Source organism: Pseudomonas sp. ChxA (genome assembly GCF_030263855.1).
GTDB classification, from domain to species: domain Bacteria; phylum Pseudomonadota; class Gammaproteobacteria; order Pseudomonadales; family Pseudomonadaceae; genus Aquipseudomonas; species Aquipseudomonas fluorescens_CB.
Genome location: NZ_JARPMK010000001.1, coordinates 5,563,264 through 5,579,486 on the forward strand (window position 1 = coordinate 5,563,264; position 16,223 = coordinate 5,579,486).

The following is a 16,223-nucleotide window of genomic DNA, read 5'->3' on the forward strand; positions in this document are numbered from 1 at the left end:
CATAGACTAGGACTTCTCGCAAAAGTTCTCCCCCTCCAAGCAAGTTTCCGGCATGCACTGATTTGGCACACACGAAAAACGCAGCGCGGGCTAGGCCGGCTGCGCGAATAATCTTGTCGCCGGTTTTCTGACGCGTCCAATGCTCCCGACGGGCCAATAAACTCAACGTTTTCCCAGCTTTCGGGCAACCTGCTATTGAGTCGGGGCTCATGCAAAAAGTTCCCATCTCAATAGCCGGCCCATAGGACCCCAGCTGTGCACCGTAATTTCACATTGCCACGAATGCCCGGCTATTGTGCCGCTCCCCCCCTCTATATACTAGTGGCCCGTGTGACCCTTTGATTCGCCGATCCAGGCGTCCTGTTTGCGCCAGCCCTTTGGATCGCTTTTTGCGGAATCCTTCAAATGAGCCAACAGTTTCAACACGATGTCCTGGTGATCGGTAGCGGTGCGGCCGGCTTGAGCCTGGCACTCACCCTCCCCAGCCACCTGCGCATTGCGGTCCTGAGCAAGGGCGACCTGGCCAATGGCTCGACATTTTGGGCCCAGGGCGGTGTCGCGGCGGTACTGGACGACACCGACACCGTGCAATCCCACGTCGAAGACACCCTTAACGCCGGCGGCGGCCTGTGCAACGAAGAGGCGGTGCGCTTCACCGTCGAGCATAGCCGCGAAGCCATCCAATGGCTGATCGACCAGGGCGTGCCGTTTACCCGCGATGAACATGCAGGCAGCGATGACGGCGGATTCGAGTTCCACCTGACACGCGAAGGCGGCCACAGCCATCGCCGCATCATCCACGCCGCCGACGCTACCGGCGCCGCCATCTTCAAGACGTTGCTCGATCAAGCCCGCCAACGCCCCAACATCGAACTTCTGGAGCAACGCGTCGCCGTCGACCTGATCACCGAAAAGCGCCTGGGCCTGGACGGCGAACGCTGCCTCGGCGCCTACGTGCTAAACCGCGCCAGTGGCGAAGTGGATACCTACGGCGCACGCTTCACCATCCTGGCCTCAGGCGGTGCCGCCAAGGTCTATCTCTATACCAGCAACCCCGATGGCGCCTGCGGCGACGGCATCGCCATGGCCTGGCGTTCAGGCTGTCGGGTGGCCAATCTGGAATTCAACCAGTTCCACCCCACCTGCCTGTATCACCCGCAAGCCAAGAGCTTTCTGATCACCGAAGCCCTGCGCGGTGAAGGTGCGCACCTGAAACTGCCGAACGGCGAGCGTTTCATGCAGCGCTTCGACCCGCGTGCCGAGCTGGCGCCACGAGATATCGTGGCTCGCGCCATCGACCACGAAATGAAGCGCCTGGGCATCGACTGCGTGTACCTGGACATCAGCCACAAACCCGAAGCCTTCATCAAGACCCACTTCCCCACCGTCTACGAACGCTGCCTGGCGTTCAACATCGACATCACCAAAGGCCCGATCCCGGTGGTGCCGGCTGCGCACTACACCTGCGGCGGCGTGATGGTCGACCAGCACGGCCGCACCGACGTGCCGGGGCTGTATGCGATCGGCGAAACCAGCTTCACCGGCCTGCATGGCGCCAACCGCATGGCCAGCAACTCGTTGCTCGAATGTTTCGTCTATGCGCGCTCGGCGGCCGCTGACATCCTTGAGCAATTGCCGCGTATTCCAGTGCCCGCCGCCCTGCCGCGCTGGGACGCCAGCCAAGTGACCGATTCGGATGAGGATGTGATCATCGCCCACAACTGGGACGAACTGCGCCGCTTCATGTGGGACTACGTGGGCATTGTGCGCACCAACAAACGCCTGGCACGGGCTCAACATCGCGTACGTTTGCTGCTGGACGAGATCGACGAGTTCTACAGCAACTATCGCGTAAGCAGAGACCTGATTGAATTGAGGAACCTTGCTCAAGTAGCGGAACTGATGATCAGGTCTGCCATGAAACGTAAGGAATCTCGGGGTCTGCACTACACGTTGGACTATCCAGAGCTGCTGCCAGAGGCGAAGGATACGATCCTTACACCCGACAAATGAGGCACGTTAGGAGCCATAGCGTAGCACCATGGGGCCCCAGTTTGTAACAGCTTTGGCGCACATTTGTCCCAACGCTGAGGTCCTTATCACCTGCCCGCAAGGGTCCTTATCGTGCGCCTGAGCGAGCATGCGAGGGCCTATGGGGGTAAGCGCGCAGGTTAGTAGTTACAGGTGGTCACTCAGATTTTTGTGCCAGATCCTCATGAGGTGCCCTTGAGGCACCCATACAGCCAGAAGGCCACATGAACACCAACGCAGGCCCGTAGGCCGCGCTAAACGTGTCCATGAAGTTGTCCTAAGAGTTAAGGGATCGGTGAACCGTCAGGTTTGTGAGACCGTATTGAGTGGCAATCTCAAGGATGCCCTCATAGGATTTAGGCCAGCCTCCACCACTTGAGTCGTTGGTGGCCCCTGACTGGAGCAGGGCAAAGCAAACGGCTGCATATGGGGTCAGGTGATCGACTTGTATCTTCGTAACCACCCGTTTGTCCTTGTAGGTATAACAGAGAGTAAAACTCATGGCTGGCCTTGCCGTAACATGGTCGATGCCCAAGCATAGCAACTAAACAGCTCGCCCATGAGGCCCATTACGGACCTCATGGATACAGCGGGTGTTACGGCTTGACGACCACACGGGTGATCAGCGGAAAGTCTACGGTCTCGACCTGAAGTTTCTCAGTAGGGTCCGCTGGGTTTGCCAGCTTGATCTTGACCTTGGCCTGAGCCATTACGTCAGCCACACCGCTCACCTCAAAGTCCCAGCCCTGTACGCCAGCATTACGGCTCGCAAGGATCTTCCATACGTCGCCTTCTTGGTCATGACGGAACGACAGCGAGGCAAAGCCCTTGTGCATCTCGAAGTACGTTGTCGTGACGCTTGCCAGTCATTGCGGCAATCTCGACGGTGGTCATGGTGATTTCTTTGATACCGTTAAACATAGTAGTGGACTCCTTTTGAATGCTCCCTGAGTTCGCTCCCACAGGCCGACCGTCAAGGCCCCACTACGGGCATCGACCATGGCTCAAGAAGCATTCAGAAAGACTTGACGTTGAAGTAAGCCCAGCGACGGACGTAGAGGAATTCAGAGCGACCGCTTAGCTAAGCAGTCTGCCCTGTTCTTGTGAGGATTTTTAATCTGGTCATACTGGAGACCCAACGAGCCGTTACGGTCACAGTTCGGTTACCACGACACCGAAGGTAGACCCAAGATCTTAATGAGCTACCTTAAGGTAACTCTAAGAGTATTCTCTTTAAGTTTTTATTCTTTATAGAATTAAACTAATAAGACTTAAACTTATAGTCATCTTATAGAGGTCTTTAAGTTAAAAGGCCCCTTTACTGTGCGATCAGTGATAGGAGGCCCAAACCTATCAAGGGTCATTCCACACGGAGTGGTCAGACAGAATCGCTACAGTGGACCTGATGCTGGTCCCAGAGGTCCCGTTAGGGCTCTGCTTGGTGGTCGTGGGGTCTTGGATATAGGGCTACCTATGAGAGGTAGCGCCAGTCACTGGACGTTCACGCCTTGCCCGCAGTGGGTCGCCTTTGAGGGGACCTTACGGCATCTTGGATGGGGAAGCCACAATAGTGTGGTCTCCCCCTTTAGGTGAGGGTTTTTAAATCTAAGCCATCCCGCTATACCGTTTGTAAACTTTTAGCGGACACTGAATTTTTTTGCTCAGCCACTCGAATAGCTCATTACCTCCAGAAAGCATACCTTCCTCGAACTCATCAAAGCCGAAAAACTTCGCCGCTTCCGAATCTGACTTAAGTGCCATGCGCACTACGTGATATTGCGCCACCGCCGCGCTTGCATCTTCTTCACCATAGAACACGCAAAAAATAAGCTCCAGCGCATTAAGCTCGAATGGACAGCCTCGACTTTGACTGGCTGCATCATAAAAACCACTTATATAGCCCATCAGCCAAAGATCAATAATCGGTTTTCCGTCGTTGGTCCAGTGAACTAATGGAGGATTTCCTCTATCTTCACCACCGCAGAGTAACTGGTACTGCGCCTTGAGCGCCGAGCACACATCAGCTACAAGGTCTGTCACCGCTGGACTACTCACAGGGTAAACCTTCGGCGCTGGCTCGCTCCGCCTCTTAAAAAAACTCATTAGGTCCATTTGCAATGGATTCCTTTCAACCCGTAATGGCTGAAGGCTACCACATACCCAGCGAATCTCCTGAAGCCCGCACACCATAAGCACCATTGAGGCGCTCGCATTGCCTCCGTACAGATCGAACGCCAGCGACCCTCGAATCAGCCTTCTGATAATGCCTCAATCAGAGCTTCGGCCATTCGTTTTACCTCAACCGCACTCCCAGCCCCGTACAGGTCATAACTGATCGACCCCGAGGCGTGCCCCAAGATGGACTCAGCGGTCCCCACAGGCACCTCAGCGGCCTTCAGGGCACCGGCCAGAGAGTGACGCAACGAGTGGAAGGTCTGGGTCCGATCAGCTTTCAAGCTCAAGACATCCCGTAGCGCCCCATTAAGCACGTTCGAGAACTGACCAGCTCCCAAGGTGAACAGCCGAGAGTCGGCCTTCCTGACAAACTCAAGGAACGCCTGAAGATCAAAACCATAAGCGCCATCAGTCAGAGGCACAACACGGAGAGCATTCTTGGTCTTGACCGTCTTGCCATCGTTCCTATTAATGTCGATGACCCACACGCCGCTGACCTGTTTAACGTCAGCCTTGGTCAACTGCCTAAGCTCCTCAATACGGGTCCCAGTGATCACCCCAAGGGACAACGCCCAGCGCTGCCATGCGTCCACAGGAAGGGACTTAGCGTGAGCCATTAGGGCCTTTACCTGATCCTGAGAGAACGCCTCACGGGAACTGTCAGCGCCTTTCGTTGGCTTCAGACCCTTATCAAAACTCTTGTCGAGGTAGCCGTTATTCACAGCCCAATCCATGACCGTCGATAGCCGGGTCAGCAGCTTCTTAACCGTCGAAGGCTTACGGTCCTCAAGGAGCTTGTTCCGAAGGTTCTTCATGTCCTCCCGTGTGTGGGTCTTCATGTCCAAGTCGCCAAGGATCGTGCCGATAGCCTCACACGATGACTTCACGTCCCGCATGGTGCTGACCTGAATGCTGTCTTTGCGTTCCGCCATGTAGAGCGCGGAGAGGTCCTTGAATGTCAGACCTGAAAGAGCACTTACAGATAAGGGCAGGGAGAGGGCCACAGACGTGCCACAAGATTCGCCATTGAGGTCCTTAACGATCTCGACCAGCTTCCCTGAACGGCCCCGCATACGCTCCTGAGAGGCCTCAAGGATCTCAAGGGCCTTACTGACTGCCCGCTGCTGATTCACACTCAGAGGCAACGTTGCGGACGCCTTACGCAACGCCAAGTGATGCTCATCGTTGATCATCTCGTAAGCGACCAGTGAGCTGTCACCGTGTGCCATCGTCAAGTTGTACTCAGCGAAGTCAGTCAGGCGCGCGCGCAGTTCATCCCATGACGCCTCTGGGTTGTCCAAGTGGTAGGCCTTGAGGGTCGAAAGGATGTCGTCTGAGATGGTCATTGCGGTGGCCTTGTCGGTGGTCCTGAGTGACAGCGTGAAGAAGCCCTTAACGGTTCCTTGCGGGCGAAGGCGAAGGTAATAGCGACCAGACCGGCGATAGTGGTATGGCTTGGCGAGCGCAGTTTGTAACAGGTTTGTCCCACTTTGGGAGCGGTGGTTGACGGTCATCGGCTGAAACCCCTGTATCCATTGGGTTTAGCCTCACAGGGTCGAGTTCTACAGCAACTACAAAGTCAGCCGCGACCTGATCGAGTTGCGCAACCTGGCCCAGGTTGCCGAATTGATGATCCGCTCTGCCATGGAGCGCAAGGAAAGCCGCGGCCTGCATTACACCCTCGACTACCCGCAAATGCTGCCCGAAGCCCGCGACACTATTCTGGTGCCAGCCACCTACGGCGACTGAACTTCAGACGTACCCGCAGGCGCCGATGCACATCGGCGACCTGCGAATCCATCGGTACGCAAACAGAACGCACCCACCACTCGCCCTGCACCCGATAGCGCAGCACCACGATCAGCGGCAACGCCAGGCTGTCGGGGCGCAACTGCACGCTGTGCCAGCCGCGCTCGGCACTGAACAACTGCCAGCCGTCTTCATCGCGGCGCAGGCCACGAATCGACGAACGGTGAGTCAGCAGGATATGACGCGGCAACACCCAGGCGGCATGCGCCAGGCACAGCAGAATGCCGAGGCTTGCGAAGGGCAAATCGATAAACAACAAGGCACCCAGCGCGAACAACTGGGCAAGCAGGTACGCCGCCAGCAACAGCCGAGAGGCCTGCCAGCGGCATTCGAAGCGATTACTTGGGCTGGACACGATCCAAAATCTTGCGAACCATGCGCTGCAGCTCCGGATCGTCAGATTCGGCGCGCTCCATGAACCAGCCGAACATGTCCTGGTCTTCGCACGTCAGCAATCGCTCATAGAGGTCGCGGTCCACCTTATCGAGTGTCGAGTACACCTCTCTGGTGAACGGCACCAGCAACACATCCAACTCCAGCATGCCACGGCGGCTGTGCCAGTAGAGGCGGTTGATTTCTACTTCTTCTACCATGGACTGCTCCTCAAATAGCGCGCAAGTATACAGGCCCGACGGCAGCGGGACACTCGGCTTTGGTCGCCCCATACGGAAACTATCCATTTGCCGGGCGCCCCTCTATGATGCACGCATGACTTTTTGACCTGCGAAGACCCATGGCCGACTCTGCATTTTTCTGCCCCCTGACACACGAAGGCGTCCTCGCCGTCCGCGGCTCCGACGCTGCCAAGTTCCTGCAAGGGCAACTGACCTGCAACCTCAATTACCTGAGCGACACCCAGGCCAGCCTCGGCGCGCGCTGTACGCAAAAGGGCCGCATGCAGTCGAGTTTTCGCATCCTGCTGCAAGGTGATGGCGTGTTGCTGTCCATGGCCACCGAGTTGCTCGAACCGCAACTGGCAGACCTGAAGAAATACGCGGTGTTCTCCAAATCCAAGCTCACCGACGAAAGCGCCGGCTGGGCACGCTTTGGCTTGTCGAACGCGGATCAAACCCTGGCTGCCCTCGGCCTTGAGCTGCCGGCCGATACCGACAGCGTGGTGCGCACCGACACATTGATTGCCATTCGTGTCTCCCCAAACCGCGCCGAACTCTGGGTGCCTGCCGAACACGCCGAAGCGGTACGCCAGCAATTGGCCAGCCAACTGCAACAAGCTGAGGTGAATGACTGGCTGCTCGGCCAGATCCGCGCCGGCATCGGCCAGGTCATGCCGCAGACCCGCGAACTGTTTATCCCGCAGATGCTCAACCTGCAGGCCGTTGGCGGCGTCAGCTTCAAAAAAGGCTGCTACACCGGCCAGGAAATCGTCGCGCGCATGCAGTACCTGGGCAAACTCAAGCGCCGCCTGTATCGCCTGAGCCTCAGCGCCACGCAATTGCCCGAGCCAGGCACACCGCTGTTCTCGCCCAACCATAACAGTGCGATCGGCGAAGTCGTCATCGCGGCAAAAGCTGACCAATCGATTGAACTTCTGGCCGTGCTGCAAGCCGAAGCTGCCGACAGCGGCGATGTGCACGTCGGCACCCTGGAAGGCCCCGGCTTACAACTGCTCGACCTGCCGTACCTACTGGATCGCGATAAAGAGATCCAGCGTTAATCGCCGTACCTTTTTGCAACACCCTAGAGAGCATGAATGAACAAGCTGGCGGAAAAAGTCCAACAGGCTTTGGTGACGGCCATCGACAACGATGACCTGGTTCTGCCGACATTGCCGGAAGTGGCCTTGAACATTCGTCAGGCCGCCGAAGACCCGGAAATCAGCATCAGCCACTTGAGCAAAGTGATCGGTCGCGATACCGCTCTGTCGGCGCGCCTGATTAAAGTGGTCAACAGCCCGCTGCTGCGCGCCACCCAGGAAGTCACCGACCTGCATACCGCCATCACGCGGCTGGGCACCAACTACAGCAGCAACCTGGCCATCGGCCTGGTCATGGAACAAATCTTTCACGCCCGCTCCGAAGTCGTCGAACTGAAAATGCGCGAAGTGTGGCGCCGCAGCCTGGAAGTAGCGGGCGTGAGTTATGCCCTGTGCCGCAACCACAGCCACCTCAAGCCGGACCAGGCGGCCCTCGGCGGGCTGGTGCATCAGATTGGCGTGCTGCCGATCCTCACCTATGCCGAAGATCATTACGAGCTGCTGGCCGACCCGGTCAGCCTCAACCATGTGATCGACAGCATCCACCCGTTGCTGGGCGACAAACTGCTGGGTGTGTGGGACTTCCCGGAAATGCTGGCCAGGCTGCCGGGGCAGTACCTGGACCTGGAGCGCGACTCCCCGAGCCTGGACTACATCGACGTGGTGCAAATCGCGGCACTGTATTGCCACCGCGGCACCGCGCACCCCTTGGCCAACGTAGACGTCACCAGCCTGCCGGCGCTCAAGAAACTGCGCATCGACCCGAAGAGCGAAACACTGCGTGCCGAGCTGGATGAAGCGCGCTCGATGTTCTATTGACTACCCCGCGATAAAACTCACCCGCACCTTCAACCCCGCCAATTCACCATCATGCAGGCTGATCTGGGCCAAATGCGCGCGGCAGATCTCGCCGACAATCGCCAGCCCCAAGCCTGAACCCATGCCCTGCTGGCTGCGGCGGTAGAAACGTTCGAAGACCCGGTCCCGCTCATCCAGCGGGATGCCGGGGCCGTCATCTTCAACTTCGAGGATCGCCGGCGCGGTCACCCGCAGAATCACGTTGCCGCCCGGTGGCGTGTGGGCCAGGGCGTTATCCACCAGGTTGCTCAGCAACTCATTCAACAAGGTCGGCTCACCGCGCAGCCACACCGGCTCGTCCGCTTCCAACGCCAGGGCAACGCCCCGCGCGTGGGCCAGCGGCGCCATGGCCATGCCCAGTTCCCGCGCCAGTTGGCTGAGGTCAAGCAATTGCGCACCGCCCTCGGCAATCGCCCGGGCGCCGTTTTCGATGCGCGCCAGCGACAGCAATTGGTTGGCCAAGTGGGTCAGACGGTCGGTGCCTTGGGCCGCAGTTTCCAAGGTGCTGCGCCACGTCGTCGGGTCGCTGCTGCGCAGGCCCAGCTCAAGCCGGGCCTTGAGCGCCGCCAGCGGGGTGCGCAGTTCGTGGGCGGCGTCGGCAATAAACTGCGCCTGGCGCTCGAACTGGCCGCGCAAGCGCTCGGTGAAGTGATTGAGCGAGCGCACTAACGGGCCGAACTCATGTTGCACCTCCACCAGCGGCAGCGGGCGCAAGTCGTCGGGCTGGCGTTCCTCCACGGCGGTGCGCAGACGCTCCAGCGGGCGCAGCGCCGCACTCACGGCAAACCACACCAGCAACAACGCACCGACCGCCAGCATGCCCAGGCGCAGCAGCGTGTCGGCCATCAGGCTGCGGGCCATGCTTTCGCGCGCTTCATCGGTTTCGGCCACGCGAATTTCCGCCATGCCGTTCATGTTCGGCTCCGACACCGCCTTGAGCAGGCTCACCACCCGCACATGCTGGCCCTGGTACATGGCGTTGTAAAACCGCGCCAGCGCCGGGTAATCATCGGTGCGCGGCGTACCCGGCGGCGGGCCAGGGAGGTTTTCGTAGCCGGAGATCAGCTTGCGATCAATGTCATTGACCTGATAGTAAATCCGCCCGGCACTGTCGTAGGCGAACGTGTCCAGCGCCACATACGGCACATTGGCGCTCAGGGTGCCGTCCACCTGGGTCAACCCGGCGGCGATGGTACGCGCCGAGGCCAGCAAGGTGCGGTCATAGGCAGTGTCGGCGGCTTCGCGACCATTCCAATAAGCACTCATGCCGCTGGCGAGCATCAACACCACCAGCAGCAGCGCCAGGTTCCACAGCAGCCGCCAGCGCAGGCTGCTGGGCTTATGCATCGCGGGCTTCCAGCAGGTAGCCAAGGCCACGGAACGTCACGATGGCGATGGGTTGGCCGTCGAGTTTCTTGCGCAGGCGGTGCACATAGATTTCGATGGCGTCCGGGCTGGCTTCCTCGTCCAGGCCGAACACTTGCGAGGCCAGTTGCTCCTTGCTCATCACGCGGCCCGGCCGCGCGATCAGCGCCTCAAGCACCGCCTGCTCGCGGGAGGTCAGCGTCATCAGCTCGCCGCCCACGCTGAAACGCCGGGTATCCAGGTCGTAGACCAGCACGCCGCACGCCTGCTGACGCTCCCCGCCCAGCACACTGCGGCGCAGCAGCGCCTTGACCCGCGCTTCCAACTCTGTCAATTCGAAGGGCTTGGCCAGGTAGTCATCAGCGCCCAGGTTCAGGCCATGCACACGGTCTTTTACATCACTGCGCGCCGTCAACATCAACACAGGCAGATTTTTCCCACGCGCCCGCAGACGCGCCAACACCTCAAAACCGTCCATGCGCGGCAGCCCCACATCGAGGATCACCACCGCATATTCCTCGCTGCTCAAGGCCAGGTCCGCGGCCACGCCGTCGTGCAACACGTCGACGGTCAAACCCGTGCTCTTGAGCGCTTGGGCAACACTTTCGGCGAGTTGCAGATGGTCTTCAACCAAGAGGACGCGCATGGATTTTTACCTCGTTCGGGCATGGTCGACGCCACGCTTTGGCGGGCAGTTTACAGGCGCCGACTGCCCTGTGAAGCCCGAAAACATTGAAAGACAACTGAAAGGTTAGTGAAAGCTTCGCCCTTTAGCATCCAGCAACGGTGGGTAATGCCCGCCGAGCTACCTGATCCGTAGCGCTCGAAAAACGCCTTGAAGCGTTTTCGCCAAAATAAGAACAATAACGGAGTACACCACGATGCTGTCGACACAGCCCCAGGCTTGCCCGCCTGTGCGTTTTTCCCGTCTTGCCAAGACCGCCCTTGCCAGTGCCACCGCCCTTGCCGGCTTTTCGCCGCTTAGCCAGGCTGCCTTCTTCGAAGACAGCAGCGGTACGCTGGAAACTCGCAACATGTACTTCAACCGCGACTTTCGCGACGGTACCAGCGCACAACAATCCAAACGCGACGAATGGGCTCAAGGCTTCATGCTCAACCTGCAATCGGGCTATACCGACGGCACCGTCGGCTTTGGCGTGGACGCGCTGGGCATGCTTGGGGTCAAGCTCGACTCCAGCCCCGACCGCACCGGCACGGGCTTGCTGCCCACCGATAATGGCCGGGCTGTCGACGACTACTCCAAACTCGGCCTGACCGGCAAAGTGAAAATCTCGGCCACCGAGCTCAAGATCGGCGCGCTGATCCCCGAACTGCCGACCCTCAAGCCCAACGACGGCCGCATCCTGCCGCAGACCTTCAACGGTGGCTTGCTGACCTCCAAAGAATTCAAGAACCTGGTATTTACCGGCGGCCGCCTGGATAAAGCCAAAGACCGCGATTCCACTGACTACGAAGAGATCGCCCTCAACAACAAGAACAGCCGTTTCGTCAGCGGCGCAACCGGCAAGCACTTCAACTTCGGTGGCGTGGACTACAAGTTTGCCGACAAGATCACCGGCAGCTACCACTTCGCCCAACTCGATGACGTGTACCGCCAGCACTTCCTCGGCCTGGTCGCCTCGCGCCCCTTGGGCCCTGGCACTTTCGGCACCGACCTGCGCCTGGCCATCAGTGATGACACGGGCGCGGCCCATGGTGGCAAGATCGACAACAAATCTCTCAACGGCCTGTTCAGCTATGCCCTCAATGGCCATAAGCTCAGCGCCGGCTACCAGCACATGTCCGGTGACAGCGCCTTTCCCTATGTGGATGGCGCCGACCCGTACCTGGTCAACTTCGTACAGATCAACGACTTTGCCGGCGCCGAAGAACGCTCCTGGCAAGCGCGCTACGACTACGACTTCGCCAAGCTGGGCATTCCCGGCTTGAGCTTCATGAGCCGTTACCTGTCAGGTGACAACATCAAGCTCAAGAACGGCGAGACCGGCAAGGAGTGGGAACGCAACAGCGAGATCCGCTACATCGTACAAAGCGGCACGTTCAAGGATGTCGCGTTCCGCCTGCGTAATGCCACGTATCGCTCCAACTACTCGGCCCGTGATGCGGATGAAGTGCGCGTGCTGGTCAGCTATAGCGTCGCACTTTGGTAGTAGCCCCTAAATAACAACAAAACGGAGTTAAAAATGACCTATTCACTGCGTAAATTGGCCCTCGCCGCCGGCTGCATGCTGTTCGCCGGCCAACTGCTGGCCGCCGACGAACCCAAGCGCCCGGAATGCATCGCCCCAGCCTCCCCCGGCGGTGGTTTTGACCTGACCTGCAAGCTGGCGCAAAGCGCGTTGGTCAATGAAAAGCTGTTGAGCAAACCGATGCGCGTCACCTACATGCCTGGCGGCGTGGGCGCGGTGGCCTACAACGCGGTGGTCGCCCAGCGCCCGGCCGACGCCGGCACGCTGGTGGCCTGGTCCAGCGGTTCGTTGTTGAACCTGGCCCAAGGCAAGTTCGGCCGTTTTGATGAAAGCGCGGTGCGTTGGTTGGCAGCGGTCGGCACCAGCTACGGTGCCATCGCAGTGAAAAGCGATTCGCCTTACAAAAACCTCGACGATCTGGTTAAAGCCTTGAAGAAAAATCCGGGCAGCGTGGTAATCGGTTCCGGCGGCACTGTTGGCAGCCAGGACTGGATGCAAACCGCCCTGATCGCCAAGGCTGCCGGGATCAACCCGCGCGAGCTGCGTTATGTCGCCCTCGAAGGCGGCGGTGAAATCGCCACTGCCCTGCTCGGTGGCCACATCCAGGTGGGCAGTACCGACATCTCCGACTCCATGCCGCACATCCTCAGCGGTGACATGCGCCTGCTCGCCGTGTTCGCTGAAGAGCGCCTGGACGAGCCGGAAATGAAGAATATTCCGACCGCCAAAGAGCAAGGCTACGACATCGTCTGGCCAGTGGTTCGCGGCTTCTACCTCGGGCCAAAAGTCAGCGATGCCGATTACGCCTGGTGGAAAGACGCGTTCGACAAACTGCTGGCCTCCGAAGAGTTCGCCAAGCTGCGTGACCAGCGCGAGCTGTTCCCGTTCGCCATGACCGGCCCGGAGCTGGACACCTACGTGAAGAAGCAGGTGGCTGACTACAAAGTGCTGGCCAAAGAGTTCGGCCTGATCCAGTAATCGCCCCTCTTTTGCTCGGCCGCGCCCTCATCAACGGGCGGCGCGGCCCAGGAGTTCCACATGCTCTTACAACGCATTTTCGCCTCGGTGATGCTGCTGGTCTGCGCCGGCCTGGCGCTGATGGCCTGGCCGTATCAGGCGGCGTTTTCCTACGAGCCGGTCGGCCCACGTGCCTACCCGCTGCTGATGCTCGGCCTGATGAGCCTGGGCCTGATCTACATGATCTTTCGCCCGCAGCCGACCAAGCACACCGAAGAAGAACCGGCACTGGATCGCGAAACCCTGATCAAGATCAGCATTTGCGTCGCGCTGCTGCTCGTGTTCGCCGGCACTTTCGAGCCCTTGGGTTTCATCCTCAGCAGCATGCTGATCGGCATTCCGATGGCACGCCTGTACGGCGGGCGCTGGTTGCCCAGCGTAGTGATCGTCACCCTCATGGCTATCGGCCTGTACCTGCTGTTCGACAAGGCCATGGATGTACCGCTGCCCCTCGGCCTGCTTGAAGTTCTGGAGAACTGATATGGATACGTTCAGCTATTTGGGCCAGGGCTTCGGCGTTGCACTGACCCCTTACAACCTGGTGACCGCGTTGTGCGGCACCTTGATCGGCACTGTGGTCGGCCTGTTGCCGGGCCTGGGCCCGATCAACGGCGTGGCCTTGTTGATCCCCATCGCGTTCGCGTTGGGCCTGCCGCCGGAATCGGCGCTGATCCTGCTGGCAGCCGTGTACCTGGGCTGCGAATACGGCGGCCGTATCAGCTCGATCCTGCTCAACATCCCGGGCGAAGCGTCTACCGTAATGACCACCCTCGACGGCTACCCGATGGCCCGCAAAGGCCTGGCCGGTGTGGCGTTGTCGCTGTCGGCATGGAGCTCGTTCATCGGCGCGTTTATCGCCACCTGCGGCATGGTGCTGTTTGCGCCGCTGTTGGCCAAATGGGCGATTGCGTTCGGCCCGGCGGAATATTTCGTCCTGATGGTGTTCGCGATTGTCTGCCTGGGCGGCATGGCCGGTGACAAACCGCTGAAGACGTTTGTTGCAGCGCTGATCGGCCTGTTCCTCTCTGCCGTCGGCATCGATGCCAACAGCGGCGTGTACCGTTTCACCGGCGACAACATCCACCTCACCGACGGCATCCAGTTTGTGGTGTTGGTACTGGGCCTGTTCTCCATCAGCGAAATCCTGTTGCTGCTGGAAAAAACCCACCGTGGCCAGGAAGCCGTGAAAGCCACTGGGCGCATGATGTTCAACGTCAAGGAAGCCGCATCGGTGTTTGTCGTGAACATTCGTTGCGGCGTGCTCGGCTTTATCATGGGTGTCTTGCCGGGTGCCGGCGCGACCTTGGCCAGTGCCGTGGCCTACATGACCGAGAAGCGCATCGCCGGTGCCTCGGGCGAATTCGGTAAAGGTGACAAGCGCGGTCTGGCTGCACCGGAAACCGCGATCGGCGCGGCCGCTTGTGGCGCTCTGGTCCCCATGCTGACCCTCGGTGTACCCGGCTCGGGCACCACGGCGGTGATGATCGGCGCGCTGTCGCTGTACAACATCACCCCTGGCCCACTGCTGTTTCAACAGCAACCGGACATTGTCTGGGGCCTGATCGCGTCGTTGTTTATCGCCAACGTCATGCTGGTGATCCTCAACATCCCGATGATCCGCATCTTCACGCGCATCCTCGCCGTGCCGAACTGGGCGCTGGTGCCAATCATCGCCATCATCACCGCAATCGGTGTGTACGCGGTTCACGCCACCACCTTCGACCTGTTCCTGATGGTCGGCATCGGCATCTTCGGTTACATCCTGCGCAAGCTCGACTTCCCGCTGTCGCCAGTGCTGCTGGGCTTTATCCTCGGCGGCCTGATGGAGCAGAACCTGCGCCGCGCGCTGTCGATCTCCAACGGTGCGCTGGAGATTCTCTGGTCCAGCCCGATCACCTTTGGCGTGTGGGTACTGACGGCAATCATGTTGTTCGTACCGCTGCTGCGTATCTGGCGTAAACGTGCCCAACAGCGTCGTGCCCTGGCCGATGTCTGAGGTCACCTTTAAACAATGGTGGGCAACACCGCTGGTCGGCCTGGCCGGCGGTTACCTGGCCAGCCTCGTCGGCTGGCCTTTGCCGTATATGGTCGGCTCGTTGCTGGCGATTATCCTGGTGCGTTGCCTCACGCCGTGGCAGTTGGCGGAGATTCCCGGCGGGCGCAAATGTGGCCAATGGGTGGTAGGCATCGGCATCGGCCTGCACTTCACGCCGGTGGTGATCGAGCAAGTGATGAGCCACTTCGGCCTGATTTTCTTCGGTGCGTTGATCACCAGCCTGTCGAGCGTGGTCGGTGTGTGGTTGATGCGCCGCAGCGGTGAAGACCGCGCCACCGCGTTTTTCTCCAGCATGCCGGGCGGTTCCGGTGAAATGGTCAACCTCGGCGCCCGCAATGGCGCAGTGCTCAGCCGCGTCGCGGCGGGCCAGAGCCTGCGGGTGCTGGTGGTGGTGCTGTGTGTGCCGGCGATCTTCAAGTACTTGCTCGAAGGCGGCACGCCGCAGTTTCATCCGGCGCCAGTGAGTTGGGGTTGGCTGGCGCTGCTGTTTCCGTTGGGCGCGTTGGTAGCCTGGGGCTGGCAGCGTTTACGTCAGCCCAACCCGTGGCTGTTCGGGCCGCTGTTGGTCAGCGCGACGGCCAGTGTTGTCTGGGACTTGCATTACGGCCTGCCGGACGGCGGCAGCCAGATCGGCCAATGGCTGATCGGCAGCGGCCTGGGCTGCCACTTCAACCGTCAGTTCTTCCGCCGTGCGCCGTCGTTTATGGGCCGTACCTTGATCGGCACCGCCTTGACCATGGCACTTGCGACATTGGCGGCGGTGGGCTTGAGCGCGCTGACGCAGCTGGACTTGCGCTCACTCACCCTGGGCATGATGCCGGGCGGCATTGCCGAAATGAGCCTCACCGCCGAGACCTTGCAACTGTCGGTGCCTTTGGTAACGGCGATGCAGGTAATGCGTTTGTTGTTTGTGCTGTTTTTGGCCGAGCCGTTGTTCAGGCACTGGAACCGTCAGCCGGAAAAAATCTAAGCCTTCACAAAATGCCAA

The 16,223-nt window shown here is 59.7% G+C and carries 15 protein-coding genes and 1 pseudogene; 9 read left to right on the plus strand and 7 right to left on the minus strand.

The genetic code is table 11. From position 1 onward, the window contains the following. The first annotated feature begins 405 nt into the window (after nucleotides 1–405). Nucleotides 406–2,013, plus strand: coding sequence for an L-aspartate oxidase (gene nadB / locus P5706_RS25070; protein WP_285682483.1), 1,608 nt, complete (start codon nucleotides 406–408; stop codon nucleotides 2,011–2,013). 614 nt (nucleotides 2,014–2,627) lie between these two features. On the opposite strand, the gene P5706_RS25075 is transcribed toward nadB, so the two are convergent. The 3 genes from P5706_RS25075 to P5706_RS25085 form a co-directional block, all read right to left on the minus strand. Further along, nucleotides 2,628–2,867 carry a hypothetical protein gene (locus P5706_RS25075; RefSeq protein WP_232859186.1) on the minus strand — a complete coding sequence of 80 codons (240 nt, stop codon included), beginning with the start codon at nucleotides 2,865–2,867 and terminating at the stop codon, nucleotides 2,628–2,630. A gap of 769 nt (nucleotides 2,868–3,636) precedes the next feature. Then, on the minus strand, nucleotides 3,637–4,086 hold the full coding sequence (locus P5706_RS25080) for a hypothetical protein (RefSeq protein WP_285682488.1): 450 nt from the start codon (nucleotides 4,084–4,086) through the stop codon (nucleotides 3,637–3,639). A gap of 194 nt (nucleotides 4,087–4,280) precedes the next feature. After that, nucleotides 4,281–5,720, minus strand: coding sequence for a tyrosine-type recombinase/integrase (locus P5706_RS25085; protein ID WP_285682490.1), 1,440 nt, complete (start codon nucleotides 5,718–5,720; stop codon nucleotides 4,281–4,283). 43 nt (nucleotides 5,721–5,763) lie between these two features. Between P5706_RS25085 and P5706_RS25090 the strand changes: the two are divergent. Next, nucleotides 5,764–5,955, plus strand: a pseudogene (locus P5706_RS25090) (L-aspartate oxidase); the annotation flags it as partial. Here P5706_RS25090 and P5706_RS25095 read toward each other — a convergent pair. Both P5706_RS25095 and P5706_RS25100 read right to left on the minus strand, forming a co-directional pair. Further along, complete coding sequence (locus tag P5706_RS25095; RefSeq protein ID WP_200430694.1) at nucleotides 5,924–6,370, minus strand: protein YgfX; 447 nt, start codon at nucleotides 6,368–6,370, stop codon at nucleotides 5,924–5,926. The pseudogene P5706_RS25090 and the gene P5706_RS25095 sit on opposite strands and share 32 nt — an antisense overlap. Next, nucleotides 6,354–6,608, minus strand: coding sequence for an FAD assembly factor SdhE (locus tag P5706_RS25100; protein ID WP_056857379.1), 255 nt, complete (start codon nucleotides 6,606–6,608; stop codon nucleotides 6,354–6,356). The genes P5706_RS25095 and P5706_RS25100 overlap by 17 nt, the downstream gene beginning before the upstream one ends. A gap of 140 nt (nucleotides 6,609–6,748) precedes the next feature. On the opposite strand from P5706_RS25100, the gene ygfZ reads away from it, so the two are divergent. Continuing rightward, nucleotides 6,749–7,690, plus strand: a complete 942-nt coding sequence (gene ygfZ, locus P5706_RS25105) for a CAF17-like 4Fe-4S cluster assembly/insertion protein YgfZ (RefSeq protein WP_285682493.1) — start codon at nucleotides 6,749–6,751, stop codon at nucleotides 7,688–7,690. 36 nt (nucleotides 7,691–7,726) lie between these two features. Beyond that, nucleotides 7,727–8,548 (plus strand): HDOD domain-containing protein, encoded by an 822-nt coding sequence (locus P5706_RS25110; RefSeq protein ID WP_200430696.1) that lies wholly within the window; start codon nucleotides 7,727–7,729, stop codon nucleotides 8,546–8,548. Here P5706_RS25110 and tctE read toward each other — a convergent pair whose 3' ends face one another. Next, on the minus strand, nucleotides 8,549–9,934 hold the full coding sequence (gene tctE / locus P5706_RS25115) for a two-component system sensor histidine kinase TctE (RefSeq protein WP_285682495.1): 1,386 nt from the start codon (nucleotides 9,932–9,934) through the stop codon (nucleotides 8,549–8,551). After that, nucleotides 9,927–10,598: a two-component system response regulator TctD gene (gene tctD, locus P5706_RS25120; RefSeq protein WP_200430697.1), complete on the minus strand. Its 672-nt coding sequence runs from the start codon at nucleotides 10,596–10,598 to the stop codon at nucleotides 9,927–9,929. The genes tctE and tctD overlap by 8 nt, the downstream gene beginning before the upstream one ends. Before the next feature lie 235 nt (nucleotides 10,599–10,833). Between tctD and P5706_RS25125 the strand changes: the two genes are divergently transcribed. The 5 genes from P5706_RS25125 to P5706_RS25145 are packed head-to-tail and all read left to right on the plus strand — an operon-like array spanning nucleotide 10,834 to nucleotide 16,205. Next, on the plus strand, nucleotides 10,834–12,123 hold the full coding sequence (locus P5706_RS25125) for an OprD family porin (RefSeq protein ID WP_200430698.1): 1,290 nt from the start codon (nucleotides 10,834–10,836) through the stop codon (nucleotides 12,121–12,123). 33 nt (nucleotides 12,124–12,156) lie between these two features. Next, entirely contained in the window at nucleotides 12,157–13,140 is a 984-nt protein-coding gene (locus tag P5706_RS25130; RefSeq protein ID WP_200430699.1) for a Bug family tripartite tricarboxylate transporter substrate binding protein, read from the plus strand. Between the two features lie 60 nt (nucleotides 13,141–13,200). Then, the gene (locus P5706_RS25135) at nucleotides 13,201–13,659 is read left to right on the plus strand and encodes a tripartite tricarboxylate transporter TctB family protein (RefSeq protein ID WP_200430700.1); all 459 of its coding nucleotides are present in this window, start codon (nucleotides 13,201–13,203) and stop codon (nucleotides 13,657–13,659) included. Nucleotide 13,660: 1 nt separating this feature from the next. Next, on the plus strand, nucleotides 13,661–15,175 hold the full coding sequence (locus P5706_RS25140) for a tripartite tricarboxylate transporter permease (RefSeq protein WP_200430701.1): 1,515 nt from the start codon (nucleotides 13,661–13,663) through the stop codon (nucleotides 15,173–15,175). After that, complete coding sequence (locus P5706_RS25145; protein WP_026013720.1) at nucleotides 15,168–16,205, plus strand: AbrB family transcriptional regulator; 1,038 nt, start codon at nucleotides 15,168–15,170, stop codon at nucleotides 16,203–16,205. Before P5706_RS25140 ends, P5706_RS25145 begins: the two co-directional genes overlap by 8 nt. The last annotated feature ends 18 nt before the right edge of the window (nucleotides 16,206–16,223 follow it).